The sequence below is a fragment of the Pseudomonas grimontii genome (assembly GCF_007858185.1).
GTDB lineage: Bacteria > Pseudomonadota > Gammaproteobacteria > Pseudomonadales > Pseudomonadaceae > Aquipseudomonas > Aquipseudomonas grimontii.
In genome coordinates this window covers 759,556-773,985 of the sequence record NZ_VFES01000001.1, presented here as the reverse complement: position 1 = coordinate 773,985, position 14,430 = coordinate 759,556, and the positions used below count along the sequence as shown (strand labels likewise).

Annotated in this window: 10 protein-coding genes; 6 read left to right on the top strand and 4 right to left on the bottom strand. The window is 62.3% G+C overall.

All coding sequences use genetic code 11. The features are described from left to right. Positions 1 to 3: 3 nt before the first annotated feature. The 6 genes from FIV39_RS03685 (at position 4) to FIV39_RS03660 (ending at position 10,484) form a co-directional block, all read left to right on the top strand. Positions 4 to 3,165, top strand: coding sequence for an efflux RND transporter permease subunit (locus tag FIV39_RS03685; protein WP_146371474.1), 3,162 nt, complete (start codon positions 4 to 6; stop codon positions 3,163 to 3,165). After that, a complete protein-coding gene (gene adeC, locus FIV39_RS03680) occupies positions 3,162 to 4,619 on the top strand; it encodes an AdeC/AdeK/OprM family multidrug efflux complex outer membrane factor (protein WP_090408295.1) in 1,458 nt (485 codons plus the stop codon). The genes FIV39_RS03685 and adeC overlap by 4 nt, the downstream gene beginning before the upstream one ends. 166 nt (positions 4,620 to 4,785) lie before the next feature. After that, positions 4,786 to 6,483, top strand: coding sequence for a molecular chaperone HscC (locus FIV39_RS03675; protein WP_046384419.1), 1,698 nt, complete (start codon positions 4,786 to 4,788; stop codon positions 6,481 to 6,483). 10 nt (positions 6,484 to 6,493) lie between these two features. After that, positions 6,494 to 8,107 carry a J domain-containing protein gene (locus FIV39_RS03670; protein WP_090408300.1) on the top strand — a complete coding sequence of 538 codons (1,614 nt, stop codon included), beginning with the start codon at positions 6,494 to 6,496 and terminating at the stop codon, positions 8,105 to 8,107. Between the two features lie 142 nt (positions 8,108 to 8,249). Then, the gene (locus FIV39_RS03665; protein ID WP_090408303.1) at positions 8,250 to 9,500 is read left to right on the top strand and encodes an OprD family porin; all 1,251 of its coding nucleotides are present in this window, start codon (positions 8,250 to 8,252) and stop codon (positions 9,498 to 9,500) included. Between the two features lie 84 nt (positions 9,501 to 9,584). Continuing rightward, positions 9,585 to 10,484 carry a polysaccharide deacetylase family protein gene (locus tag FIV39_RS03660; RefSeq protein ID WP_090408305.1) on the top strand — a complete coding sequence of 300 codons (900 nt, stop codon included), beginning with the start codon at positions 9,585 to 9,587 and terminating at the stop codon, positions 10,482 to 10,484. Here the strand turns inward: FIV39_RS03660 and pcaC are convergent, their stop codons facing one another. Genes pcaC through FIV39_RS03640 form a run of 4 tightly spaced genes read right to left on the bottom strand, consistent with a single transcriptional unit; the run spans position 10,485 to position 14,386 of the window. Further along, positions 10,485 to 10,877, bottom strand: coding sequence for a 4-carboxymuconolactone decarboxylase (gene pcaC, locus FIV39_RS03655; protein WP_024073913.1), 393 nt, complete (start codon positions 10,875 to 10,877; stop codon positions 10,485 to 10,487). An 18-nt stretch (positions 10,878 to 10,895) separates the two neighbouring features. Further along, on the bottom strand, positions 10,896 to 11,705 hold the full coding sequence (gene pcaD / locus FIV39_RS03650; RefSeq protein WP_090408308.1) for a 3-oxoadipate enol-lactonase: 810 nt from the start codon (positions 11,703 to 11,705) through the stop codon (positions 10,896 to 10,898). Positions 11,706 to 11,715: 10 nt separating this feature from the next. Then, on the bottom strand, positions 11,716 to 13,080 hold the full coding sequence (locus FIV39_RS03645) for a 3-carboxy-cis,cis-muconate cycloisomerase (RefSeq protein WP_090408311.1): 1,365 nt from the start codon (positions 13,078 to 13,080) through the stop codon (positions 11,716 to 11,718). A 10-nt stretch (positions 13,081 to 13,090) separates the two neighbouring features. Beyond that, entirely contained in the window at positions 13,091 to 14,386 is a 1,296-nt protein-coding gene (locus FIV39_RS03640) for an MFS family transporter (RefSeq protein ID WP_065928279.1), read from the bottom strand. Between the last annotated feature and the right edge of the window lie 44 nt (positions 14,387 to 14,430).

The following is a 14,430-nucleotide window of genomic DNA, read 5'->3' as shown; positions in this document are numbered from 1 at the left end:
CCCATGTCGAAATTTTTTATCGACCGTCCCATTTTCGCCTGGGTAATTGCCCTGGTGATCATGCTGGTCGGGGCACTGTCGATCCTGAAGTTGCCCATCAACCAATACCCGGCCATCGCGCCAACCGCCATCGACATCCAGGTGACCTACCCAGGCGCGTCCGCACAAACCGTGCAGGACACCGTGGTGCAGGTCATCGAGCAACAGCTCAACGGTATCGACAACCTGCGTTATGTGGCCTCGGACAGTAACTCCGACGGCAGCATGACCATCACCGCGACGTTCAACCAGGGTACCAACCCGGACATCGCCCAGGTTCAGGTACAGAACAAGCTGAACCTGGCGACCCCACTGCTGCCGCAAGAAGTGCAGCAGCAGGGTATCCGCGTGACCAAGTCGGTGAAGAACTTCCTGATGGTGATCGGTCTGGTGTCGGAAGACGGCAGCATGACCAAGGATGACTTGTCCAACTACATCGTTTCCAACATCCAGGACCCGATTTCCCGGACCGCGGGTGTCGGTGACTTCCAGGTGTTCGGTTCGCAGTACGCCATGCGTATCTGGCTGGACCCGGCCAAGCTGAACAACTTCCAGCTCACGCCTGTGGATGTCAGCACCGCCATTGCCGCACAGAACGTGCAGGTGGCCACCGGTCAATTGGGCGGCCTGCCTGCCCTGCCCGGTAACCAGCTGAACGCCACCATCATCGGCAAGACCCGCCTGCAAACGGCGGAGCAGTTCGGCAACATCCTGATGAAGGTCAATGCCGACGGCTCCCAGGTTCGCCTGCATGACGTTGCGCGTATCGAACTCGGCGGCCAGAACTACAGCATCAGTGCACAGTTCAACGGCAACCCGGCTTCCGGCATGGCGATCAAGCTGGCATCGGGCGCCAACGCCCTGGACACCGCCAAGGCCATCCGTGCCACCGTGGCGTCCCTGGAACCGTTCTTCCCGCCTGGCATGAAGGCGGTGGTGCCGTATGACACCACCCCGGTCGTGACCGAGTCGATTTCCGGTGTGGTTGACACCCTGGTCGAAGCGATCGTGCTGGTGTTCCTGGTGATGTTCCTGTTCCTGCAGAACTTCCGCGCCACCATCATCACCACCATGACCGTACCGGTGGTACTGCTGGGTACCTTCGGGATCCTCGCGGCGTTCGGCTTCACCATCAACACCCTGACCATGTTCGGCATGATCCTGGCCATCGGCTTGCTGGTGGACGACGCCATCGTCGTGGCGGAGAACGTCGAGCGGGTAATGGCCGAGGAGCACCTGTCGCCGAAAGAAGCGACGGTCAAGTCCATGGGCCAGATCCAGGGCGCCCTCGTAGGTATTGCCCTGGTGCTGTCGGCGGTACTGTTGCCGATGGCGTTCTTCGGCGGCTCCACCGGTGTGATCTACAAACAGTTCTCCATCACCATCGTTTCGGCCATGGCCTTGTCGGTACTGGTTGCCCTGATCTTCACCCCGGCCCTGTGCGCCACCATGCTCAAGCCGATCGATCCGGAAAAACACGGCCAACCCAAGCGTGGTTTCTTCGGCTGGTTCAACCGCACCTTCGACCGTGGCGTACTCAGCTACGAGCGCGGCGTGGGCAACATGATCAAGCACAAGATCCCGGCGTTCCTGGTGTACGCACTGATCATCGCCGGCATGATCTGGCTGTTCATGCGCATCCCGGCTGCGTTCCTGCCCGATGAAGACCAGGGCGTGATCTTTGCCCAGGTGCAGACCCCGGTAGGTTCTTCGTCTGAACGCACGCAAAAAGTCATCGACGACATGCGCGCCTACCTGCTCAATGACAAAGAAGGTGAGCCAGGCGAAGGCAAAGGCGTGAAATCGGTATTTACCGTGAACGGCTTCAACTTCGCCGGTCGCGGCCAGAGTTCGGGCCTGGCCTTCGTGATGCTCAAGCCGTGGGACGAGCGTGATGCTTCCACCTCGGTGTTCGAGATTGCCAAGCGCGCCCAGGGTTACTTCATGCAGACCTTCCAGGACGCCATGGTGTTTGCCATTGTACCGCCGTCTGTACTGGAACTCGGTAACGCCACCGGTTTTGACGTGTTCCTGCAAGACCAGGGCGGTGTCGGCCATGAAAAGCTGATGGCTGCACGTAACCAGTTCCTGGGCATGGCTGCCCAGAGCAAGATCCTGGCCGGTGTGCGCCCCAACGGCGTGAACGATGAGCCGCAGTACGAGCTCACCGTCGACGACGAGAAGGCCAGCGCCCAGGGCATCACGCTGTCCAACATCAACCAGACCCTGGCGATTGCCTTGGGTGGCAGCTACGTCAACGACTTCATCGACCGTGGTCGGGTGAAGAAAGTGTACGTACAGGGTGAAGCCGCCAGCCGGATGTCCCCGGAAGACCTGAACAAATGGTACGTGCGCAGCGACTCCGGGAAGATGGTGCCGTTGTCGGCAATCGCCTCGGGCAAGTGGATCTACGGCTCGCCGAAGCTCTCGCGTTATAACGGTGTAGCGGCGATGGAAATCCTCGGTACTCCGGCACCGGGCTACAGTACCGGTGACGCCATGGCTGAAGTCGAACGTATCGCCAAGCAACTGCCGGCGGGCGTGGGCTACGCCTGGACGGGCCTGTCGTATGAAGAACGCCTGTCCGGCTCCCAGGCGCCGGCGCTGTACGCGCTGTCGCTGCTGGTGGTGTTCCTGTGCCTCGCGGCACTGTACGAAAGCTGGTCGATCCCGATCGCGGTGATCCTGGTGGTTCCGCTGGGCGTGGTGGGTGCGTTGATCGCCACCAGCATGCGCGGCCTGTCCAACGACGTGTTCTTCCAGGTGGGCTTGTTGGTGACGGTGGGCCTGGCGGCGAAGAACGCCATTCTGATCGTCGAGTTCGCCAAGGAGCTCCACGAGCAAGGCAAAGGCATCGTCGAAGCCGCGATCGAGGCGTCCCGGATGCGTCTGCGGCCGATCATCATGACCTCCATGGCGTTCGTCCTCGGCGTATTGCCGCTGGCGATCTCCTCGGGCGCCGGCTCAGGCAGCCAGCACGCGATCGGTACCGGTGTCATTGGCGGTATGATCACGGCCACGGTATTGGCGATCTTCTGGGTGCCGCTGTTCTTCGCAACCGTGTCCGCCATGGGCGAACGTAAAAAGACTGAACCTACGCACACTCCTAAAGAGGCTGGCCAATGAGCAAGTCGCTACTTTCCTTAGCCGTCACGGCATTCGTGCTCAGTGGCTGCTCGCTGATCCCTGACTACCAGCGCCCTGAAGCGCCGGTGGCAGCTCAGTTCCCGCAGGGGCCGGCGTATTCGCCGGCCCAGGCGCCGAACCAGGCCGCCGCCGAGCAAGGCTGGAAGCAGTTTTTCCACGACCCTGCCCTGCAACAGCTGATCAAGACCGCGCTGGAAAACAACCGTGACCTGCGCGTTGCGGCGCTGAACATCGACGCCTATGCCGCGCAGTACCAGATCCAGCGTGCCGACCTGTTCCCGGCCGTATCGGCCACGGGCAGCGGCAGCCGCTCGCGCACCCCGGCCAAGCTGTCGCAGACCGGCGAATCGACCATCACCAGCCAATACTCGGCCGGCCTCGGGATCAGCTCGTATGAGCTGGACCTGTTCGGCCGCGTACGCAGCCTGAGTGAAGAAGCGCTGCAAAAGTACTTCGCCACCGAAGAAGCGCGGCGCAGCACCCAGATCAGCCTGGTGGCCAGTGTGGCGACTGCCTACCTGACCTGGCAGGCCGACAAGGAACTGCTCAAGCTGACCCAGGACACCCTGGGTGCATACGAGCAGAGCTTCAAACTCACCTCGCGCAGTAACGAAGTCGGCGTGGCCTCGGCCCTCGACCTGAGCCAGGCGCGCACCTCGGTGGAAAACGCCCGCGTGGCACTGGCGCGCTACACCCGCCAGGTGGCCCAGGACGAAAACAACCTGACCCTGCTGCTGGGCACCGGCCTGCCGGCGAATATCGCCAGCAAGCCACTGTCGGATGACCTGCTCAGCGAAGTGCCGGCCGGTTTGCCGTCGGACCTGCTGCAACGTCGTCCGGACATCGTGCAGGCCGAGTACAACCTCAAGGCCGCCAATGCCAATATCGGCGCAGCTCGTGCAGCGTTCTTCCCGAGCATCACCCTGACGGCCAGCGCCGGCACCGCCAGCCCTACCCTGGGCGGCCTGTTCAAGGGCGGTTCGGGTACCTGGTCGTTCGCACCGCAGATCAACATCCCGATCTTCAACGCCGGCAGCCTGCGCGCCAGCCTGGATTACTCGAAGATCCAGAAAGAGATCAACGTGGCGAACTACGAGAAAGCCATCCAGACCGGCTTCCAGGAAGTCTCCGACGGCCTCGCCGCACGGGAGACCTACAAGCAGCAACTGGATGCCCAGCGCGGCTTCGTCGCAGCCAACCAGGATTACTACCGCCTGGCCGAGCGTCGCTACCGCATCGGGGTCGACAGCAACCTGACCTTCCTCGACGCCCAGCGCCAACTGTTCAGTGCCCAGCAATCGCTGATCACCGACCGCCTGGCGCAACTGACCAGCGAGGTCACCCTGTACAAGGCCCTCGGCGGTGGCTGGAGCGAGCAAACGGCGAAGAACGAGCCGTTGAAAGAAGAAGCACCGGCGTTGAAGTTGTTCTGATCACACCGCTGTAGACAAAACCGCTTCCCTCACTGGAAGCGGTTTTTTTATGCCTGGTCATCGGTGTTTGCCATGACCACAACGCTCTCCCGCCTTGCCTATCGCTCAACCTTTCAGGGTAAAATCAGTAACAGATTCTTACAGACCACAGAGGGAGCTTGTCGTAATGATCGTAGGAATCGACCTGGGGACCACCAACAGTCTTGCGGCAGTCTGGCGCGGCGATGCCGCCGAAATGGTGCCCAACGCCCTGGGCCAGTTGCTGACCCCAAGCGTGGTCGGGCTGGATGACCAAGGCCGCGTCCTGGTAGGCCAGGCCGCCAAAGAGCGCCTGCATACCCACCCGCACCTGACCACCTCGCTGTTCAAGCGCTACATGGGCAGCGCCACCGAAGTGCGCCTGGGCGACCGCTCGTTTCGCCCCGAAGAACTCTCGGCGCTGGTGCTCAAAAGCCTCAAGGAGGACATCGAGCGTACCTACGGCCAAACGGTCACCGACGCGGTGATCAGCGTGCCCGCCTACTTCAGCGACGGCCAACGCAAGGCCACGCGCATCGCCGGTGAATTGGCGGGGCTGACCGTTGAAAAACTGATCAACGAACCGACCGCCGCGGCCCTCGCCTACGGCCTGCATCAGCGTGATAAAGAAACCTCGTTCCTGGTTTTCGACCTCGGCGGCGGCACCTTTGACGTGTCGATCATCGAGCTGTTCGACGGGGTGATGGAAGTCCGCGCCAGCGCCGGCGACAACTTCCTCGGTGGCGAAGACTTCGACACCCTGTTGCTCGAACACTTTGTCGACAGCCAACGTAACGCCACGGGTTTCCCGCCCACCAGCACTGTGCTGCAAGCCCTGCGCCGCGAAGCCGAGCGCGTGCGCAAAGCCCTGGGCCAGGATGACAGTGCTGAATTCGCCCTGCGTGTCGACGGCCAGCAATGGGTGAAAACCATCACCCAACAGGAACTGGCCAAGCTCTACACGCCGCTGCTGGAGCGCCTGCGCGCGCCGATCGAACGCGCCCTGCGCGATGCGCGGATTCGGGTTGGCGACCTGGATGAAATCCTGCTGGTGGGCGGTACCACGCGCATGCCACTGGTACGTAAGCTTGCCGCAGGCCTGTTCGGGCGTTTCCCGTCCATCAGCCTCGATCCCGACCAGGTGGTGGCCCACGGCGCAGCGATCCAGGCCGCACTCAAGGCGCGCTCTGCCGCCCTCGAAGAAGTGGTGCTGACTGACGTTTGCCCCTACACCCTGGGCATCGAAACCTCGAACCAGTACGGCGGCCATATCGAAAGCGGCCATTACCTGCCGTTGATCGAACGCAACAGCAGCGTGCCGGTGAGCCGGGTCAAAAGCGTGGTCACCCTGCACGATGACCAGACCCGCGTGCTGCTGAAGATTTACCAGGGTGAAAGCCGCCTGGTCAAAGACAACATCGAGCTGGGCCAACTGGATATTCCCGTGCCCAAGCGCAAGGCCGGTGAAGTCTCCCTGGACGTGCGCTTCACCTACGACAACAACGGCTTGCTGGAAGCCCAGGTAAATATCCCGCTGACCGGCGAGCAACATTCGCTGGTGATCGAGAACAACCCCGGCGTGCTCAACCCGCAGGAGATCCAGCAACGCCTGCAAGCCCTGGCGCAATTGAAGGTCCACCCACGCGACCAGCAGGTCAACACCGTGCTCGTCGCCCGCCTCGAACGGCTCTACCAGGAAAACCTCGGCGAGCTGCGCGAACAGCTAGGGCATTGGGCGGCACAGTTCCAGCAGGTACTCGACACCCAGGACGAACGCCGCATCCGCGAAGCGCGCAGCGAACTGACCCGTCAACTTGAGCAACTCGACAACGGGTTCTGGCGCTGAGGGAACACCGATGGATTGCTGGACCGTACTGCAACTGCCAGATGACGCCGACGAGCGCAGCATCAAGCGCAGCTATGCGCGCTTGCTGAAAAGCTGCCGCCCGGACGACGACGCCCAAGGCTTCCAGCGCCTGCGCGAGGCCTATGAACACGCCCTGAGTGAAGCACGCTGGCGGGCTGATAACGAAGAGGAAGAACGCGTCCAGGCGCCCGTGGCCGAAGCGGTCTACGCAAACCTGAATGACCTGGCCGAACTGATGAACATCAGCCCCGTCAGCCCTGCGCCCTTCGAAGCCCACACACCGGACCCGGCCCAGGCACTGCTCGACGACCTCAACGCGCGTAACCTCGATGAACGCTGGGTCCAGGCTCGGCAACAGGGCTGCACCGATGCGTTCCAGGCCGGCCTGTTGCGCCATTGTTTCGAAGCACCGGGTGAACGCAGCGCCATCGCCGGTTGGGCCGCCCAACACCTGGAATGGCTGACGCCCTGGCAGCAAGTGGCGATGACGTCCTGGCAATACGAAGCGCTGACCGGCGAACTGCTGCAAGACTACCGCCGCACCTTGCAGGAACTGCTGGAGCAAAAGGCCGAGCGCGAGTTCATCACCCAGCTCAATCAATACACCAATCAGCCCTGGCTGCGGGTGTTCGACCTGCAACAGCAGTGGCAGCGCATCGTCCTGCACCTGCTGCATGAAACCCAATGGAGCGTGCCGCTGTTCGAGCGGGTGTGCCAGGCATTCGGCTGGGACGACCAGAAAGGCGTCTACCCGGAACCGGCGTGGATATGGCGCGAATTGGTGTCGCGTTGCGAGCAGGAAAGTTTCTACGCCAACTTGCAAGACAAGGCCCAGGACACGCGGCGCACATCAGCCGATGCCCTGGCCGCGCGCCTGCTGCTGACGCCGATGTCCGCCACGCAACACAAACGCATGATCGATGGGTTTGGCGAAAACGAGTGGAACGCCTGCCAGCACCTGGCGCAAACACTGACCTGGCGCTATCCGCAACTGGTCGAGCGCCTGCCTCAAACAGACCTGTTCTTTTGGCGCAAATTCGTACCTCGGCCGATCTACACCCAGGTGTTTATCCGGCTATGGGCCGTCTTCGCCCTAGGGCTTGGCCTGAGCATCGCCCACGATAAGCCAGACAGAATGGACGGGATGTCGCTGGTCATTTTCATGCTGATGGCGTTCGTGCCGGCGGGCGTTGGCTTTCGCGTCACCCAAATGTGGGCCGGGATGAGTTCAACCTATCGGGTTCTGGATGTGTGGCTGAGCCAGTACCTGATCCCCAAGCGAATCAACCCCAATGACTACTGGCTGGTCATTCGCCACGGCGTACCGCAGGCGATCATGCTGGTGGCCTGCGGCTTGATGCTCGGCGTGCTGGGCATGTTCACCTACGCGGGTATGGTCCTGATCAACCTGTTGCACAAGACGCGTATCGGTCAGATGAGCCAGAAATTCAGCGAAGGCTACCCGTGGCTGAACGGTTTGCACTGGGCCTTCTGGAGCCCCCTGCAAGTGGTGTTCCTGGTGGTGATGGTGGCGCTGATCGTAGCTGCGCAACACTACCTGCCAGCGGTGCCCTGGACCCACTTCGACCTGCCCAAACGATAACCCGCAAATGCCGGGCCTCAGCGCCCGGCAACTTGCGTTCGATCATCGCCCACAACCCGCCCACCCCCGATTGAACCGCCCCCGCACCGCCCCGCACCATGGCCGCCACCTGCATAACCCCAATAACAACAGGCCCACCACCATGAGCACTTTTCACCCGCGCCGGCTCCTGCTGGCCACCGCTATCGCCAGTCTTGCCCTGCCCGTCGTCGCCGAAGAACACGGTTTTATCGAAGACGCCAGCGCCAACCTCAACCTGCGTAATTTCTTCTTCAACCGCAATTTCACCAACCCCACCAAAACCCAGGGTGGCGCACAGGAGTGGACGCAGAGTTTCATCCTCGATGCCAAGTCCGGCTTTACCCAGGGCACCGTAGGTTTCGGTGTGGACGTGCTGGGGCTGTACTCATTGAAGCTCGATGGCGGGCGCGGCACCGGTGGCACCCAACTGTTGCCGCTGGACCACGATGGCCGCCCTGCGGATGAATTCGGGCGTCTCGGCGTGGCGTTCAAAGCGCGTATTTCCAAGACCGAAGTGAAGGTCGGCGAATGGATGCCGGTGTTGCCGATCCTGCGGGCCGATGATGGCCGCTCCCTGCCGCAAACCCTGCGCGGCGGGCAGATCACGTCGAAGGAAATCGACGGCCTGACCCTCTACGGCGGCCAGTTCCGCGCCAACAGCCCGCGCGACGACAGCAGCATGTCGGACATGTCGATGGTCGGCAAAACCGCGTTCACCTCGGACCGCTTCAACTTCCAGGGCGGCGAATACGCCTTCAACGACAAACGTACGCAGATCGGCGTGTGGAACGCCCAGCTCAAGGACATCTACAGCCAGCAGTTCGTCAACCTGATCCACAGCCAGCCCCTGGGCGACTGGACCCTGGGCGCCAACCTCGGGTTCTTCTACGGCAAGGACGACGGCAGCGCCCGCGCCGGCGACCTGGACAACAAGACCTGGTCCGGCCTGTTCTCGGCCAAGTACGGCGGCAACACCTTCTACGTCGGCCTGCAAAAACTCACCGGCAACAGCGCGTGGATGCGCGTCAACGGCACCAGCGGCGGCACCCTGGCCAACGACAGCTACAACTCCAGCTACGACAATGCCCAGGAGAAATCCTGGCAAGTGCGCCACGACTACAACTTCGCCGCCCTTGGCGTGCCGGGCCTGACCTTGATGAACCGCTATATCAGCGGCAGCAACGTGCACACCGGCACGATCGCCGACGGCAAGGAGTGGGGTCGCGAAAGCGAATTGGGTTATACCGTGCAAAGCGGCGTGGTGAAAAACCTCACGGTGCGCTGGCGCAATTCGAGCATACGCCGCGACTACAGCAACAACGAGTTTGATGAAAACCGGTTGATCGTCAGTTACCCGATAAGTCTGCTGTAACCCGGCGCGGCACTTACTGTATCGTGCGCGCCTGCCGCTGCTGATTCGCCCAGCAGCGGCCTCTTATCCGAGCCTGCGCACATCATGAAATCCTTTGCCATCGCATCCGCCGTGCTTGCCCTGGCCTTGAGCCTCAGCGGCTGTATCAGCGCGCCCATCGCCCTGACAGCGCAGACCGAGCAACGCCTGCAAGCCCAGGCGCCGATCCGTTTTTTGCTGACCTTCGATGACGGCCCCAGCGCCTCGGGCTACAACAACCCCAGCCGTTCAGTGATCGCCGACCTGGCGCACAACCCGGTGCTGCCGGGGATCAAGGCGGTGTTCTTTCTACAGACCGAAGCCTCACGCTCGGGCGGCAGCTCCCGAGGTCGCAAGACCATGGAACGGGAATACGCCGACGGCCATATCCTGGCGTTCCACACGGCGACGGCGTTTCATACCAACCATCGCTGGCTGAACAATACCGAACTGGAGAGCACCCTCACCCAAGGCGCGGCGGATATTGCCTCGATCACCGGCGCGCCGCCTGTGCTGGTCCGTCCGCCGTTCTGGAACTATGACCGGCGCACCTTCGCGGCCTACCAGCGCCATGGCATGCAGGTCTTGCTGACCGACCTGAGCGCCAATGACGGCAAGATCTGGGGCTTCAACGGCAGCCCACGCCGCCGCGCCAACCTGTATCGACAACTGTCGGTGGTGCGCGAGCGCATCGCGCTGGGCGAGTTGCCCACGGTGGACGGCGTGATACCGGTGGTGGTGACCTTCCACGACATCAACCGCTACACCGCGCGGCATATGCAGGAATACCTGCAGATCCTGTTGGACAGCGCCCGAGTCAACGGCATGAAGACCGCAGCCGAACCGTTCTACACCGATACGGCCGCCCTGCAACGCGCGGCGCTGGCGCGTACGGTCAAAGACGTGAATGAAGCCGTGCATCTGCCGGGCGTGTGGAATTGGGTGTGGGACGCAGACTCCCACTGATCACTCACGCGACTCGACGCCCAACTCATCCCACACCGATTCAGCCAGGTGAAACGTGGCATTCGCCGCCGGAATCCCGCAATAGATCGCGCTCTGCATCAGCACTTCCTTGATCTCGGCGCGGGTCACGCCGTTACTGGCCGCCGCACGCAAATGCAGCTTCAACTCTTCACTGCGGTTCATGCCGATCAGCATGGCGATGGTGATCAGGCTGCGGGTATGACGAGGCAGCCCGGGGCGGGTCCAGATGTCACCCCAGGCGTGGCGGGTGATCATTTCCTGGAACTCGCTGTTGAACTCGGTCAGGGCATTGAGGCTGCGGTCGACATGGGCATCGCCCAGCACTTCGCGGCGCACTTGCAGGCCGTCGGCATAACGTTGTTTCTCGTCCACAAAAAACTCCCGGTTCAATTAGATTTCAGCTCGATTACCTGTGGCCAGCAGAAACTGGATAACCCGCTCACTGAACGCAGCACCGGCCTGTACGTTGGACAGGTGCGCGGCATAGAACTCGGCGTACTCGGCGCCCTGCACATGGTGCTGGATAAAGTGACCACCGGCCGGTGGGGTGACGGCATCTTCAGTGCCAGCAATCACCAGGGTCGGCGCCTTGATGTTTGCCAATTGCTCACGGAAATCCGCATCACGCACGGCGGCACAGTTGGCTGCGTAACCCTCGGGCGAAGTCGCGGCAAGCATGTCAGTGATCTGCTTGGCCTGGTGCGGGTTGGTCGCGGCAAAATCAGCGGTGAACCAGCGCGCAATCGACGCATCGCGCAAGGCCACCATGGCTGCCACGCCGTCGCGCAGGACCATCTCGATCCGTGGGTTCCAGATCTCCGGCGTGCCGATTTTGGCGGCGGTGTTGCACACCACCAGGCGGTGCAGGCGCTCACCGGCGTTAATCCCCAGCCATTGGCCGATCAAGCCACCCATGGATAGCCCGCAAAAATGCGCACGCTGAATATCCAGCGCATCCAGCAGCGCGATCACGTCGTGGCCCAGTTGCTCGATGCTGTAGGGTCCCTCAGTCACCAGGGATTTACCGTGGCCACGGGTGTCGAAACGCAACACCCGGAAATGCTCGGTCAATGCCGGGATCTGGATGTCCCACATGTGCAGGTCGGTGCCCAACGAGTTGGACAGCACCAGCACCGGCGCATCCACGGGGCCATCGAGTTGGTAATGCAGTTCGCCCTCGGCGAGTTGTACGAAAGCCACAGCGTTCTCCTTAGGCGGTCAATGCAAAGTGTTCGGTGACAGCGCGAGTGACCCAGGTGGTCGCCTGGCCCAGGTAGTGGGCCGGGTCGAGCAGGCGGTCCAACTCCGTGGCGGACAGCTCGGCGGTGACCTGCGGTTCGTCCGCCAGCACCGCGCGCAGGTGGCGCCCCTCGGCAACGGCGCGCTTGCAGCATTGCTCCAGCAGGTGGTGCGCGGTTTCCCGGCCCAGGCGTTGAGCCAGCACAATGCTGACGGCCTCGGCCAGCACCAGGCCCTGGGTCAGGTCGAGGTTATGCGCCATGCGCTCGGGGTCGACCTCCAACCCTTCGCTCACCAGCAGCGCTTGTTTCAAGGCCCCGGAAACCAGGCGGCAAATCTCCGGCAAGGTTTCCCATTCGGCGTGCCACAGGCCCAGGCTGCGTTCGTGTTCCTGGGGCATGGCGCTGAACATCGTCGCCACCAGGCCGGGCACGCGCGTGGCGGTGCTGATCAGCACAGCGGCGCCCACCGGGTTGCGTTTGTGGGGCATGGTCGACGAACCGCCTTTGCCGGGCGCCGACGGCTCGAAGACTTCGGCCGCTTCGGTTTGCATCAGCAGGCTGATATCGCGGCCCAGCTTGCCGAGGCTGCCGGCGATCAGGCCGAGGACGGCGGCAAACTCCACCAGTCGATCCCGCTGGGTGTGCCAGGGTTGTTCGGGCACGCTCAGTTGCAACTCCGCCGCCAGCGCTTCGGCCACCGGCATGGCGTGTTCGCCGAGTGCCGCCAACGTCCCCGACGCGCCGCCGAATTGCAGTACCAGCAAACGCGGTTTCAGTGCTTCCAGGCGCTGGCGACTGCGCGTCACCGCGCCCAGCCAACCGGCAATCTTCATCCCCAGGGTGACCGGCGTCGCGTGCTGCAACCAGGTACGCCCGGCCAACGGTGTCGTCGCATAACGCTGGGCCTGGGCGGCGAGCACGTCGCCCAGACGCGCCAGGTCTGTTTCGATCAACCCCAGCGCCCGCCGCAATTGCAGCACCAGCCCGGTGTCCATCACGTCCTGGCTGGTCGCGCCCAAGTGCACATAGCGCTCGGCACCCGCATCCTCACTGGCAATCAACTTGCCCAGGGCTTTCACCAGCGGAATCGCCGAATTCCCCGCTGTGGCAATTGCCACGCCGAGGGCATCCACGTCGTACAGCGACGCCAGGCACGCCTGGGCAATCGGCGCCACGGCGGCCTGCGGGATCACCCCGACCTGGGCCTGCGCCCGAGCGAGTGCAGCTTCGAAATCGAGCATGCCCTGCAAACGTCCCTGGTCGCAGAACACCTCGGCCATGCTGTCAGCGGTGAAGTAAGCGTCGAACAGTTGATTGCTCGTGCGCAGTGTCATAACTCATCCCTTACAAATCGTGATGCAGGTACGCCGCCTGTTTCGGCAGGCGCAAGCTGAACAGGAAAGCCACCGCCATCATCGCGGTGACGTACCAATAGAAGGTGTTTTCCATGCCGATGGATTTCAGGCTCAGCGCGACGACTTCCGCCGAACCACCAAACACCGCGTTAGCCACCGCATACGCCAGCCCCACGCCCAAAGCACGCACCTGGGGTGGGAACATCTCCGCTTTGACCAGGCCGCTGATGGAGGTGTAGAAGCTGACAATCGCCAGGGCCAGGGTGATCAGCACAAACGCCAGGAACGGGCTGGTGACGGTTTTCAAGGTCAACAGGATCGGTACCGTGAACAGGGTGCCGAGGCCTGCGAACCAGAGCATCGAATTACGTCGGCCGATCTTGTCCGCCAACATACCGAAGAGCGGCTGCATGCACATGTAGAGGAACAGCGCGCCGGTCATGATGTAGCTCGACGTCTTGGCGTGCATGCCCACAGTGTTCACCAGGTACTTTTGCATGTAAGTGGTGAAGGTGTAGAAAATCAGCGAGCCACCGGCGGTGTAGCCGAGCACCGTAACGAACGCTTTGCCGTGGTCGCGAAACAGCGCGACGATGCTGCCGGCGTCCTTGTCTTCACGTATTTCCTTGCTGGTGGTTTCCTTGAGGGTGCGGCGCAGCAGCAGGGAAATCACCGCTGCAATCGCACCGATCACGAACGGAATCCGCCAGCCCCAGGCGCGCAATTCTTCTTCGGTGAGGATCTGTTGCAGGATCACCACCACCAGCACGGCCAACAGCTGGCCGCCGATCAGGGTCACGTATTGGAACGAGGCGAAAAACCCACGCTGGCCCTTGAGCGCGACTTCACTCATGTAGGTCGCGGTGGTGCCGTATTCGCCCCCCACCGACAGGCCCTGGAACAGCCGCGCCACCAGCAGCAAGGCCGGGGCCCAGGCGCCGATGTCTTTGTAGGTGGGCAAAAAGGCGATGACCAGGGAGCCGGCGCACATCATCAGCACCGAGATCATCATTGAGTTCTTGCGCCCGTGCTTGTCGGCTACCCGGCCGAACAGCCAGCCACCGATGGGGCGCATCAGGAAACCGGCGGCGAACACGCCCGCAGTGTTGAGCAGTTGGACCGTGGGGTCGTCCGAGGGGAAAAACGCCGGAGCGAAGTAAATGGCGCAGAAGGCATAGACGTAGAAGTCGAACCATTCGACCAGGTTGCCGGAGGAGGCACCGACAATCGCAAAGATCCGTTTGCTGCGTTCTTCTCCGGTGTAGTGACTGGTGGTTGTTGTCATGGTTTTTTCACTCAGTGGGAACGGTTATAGCCTAGACATACTTT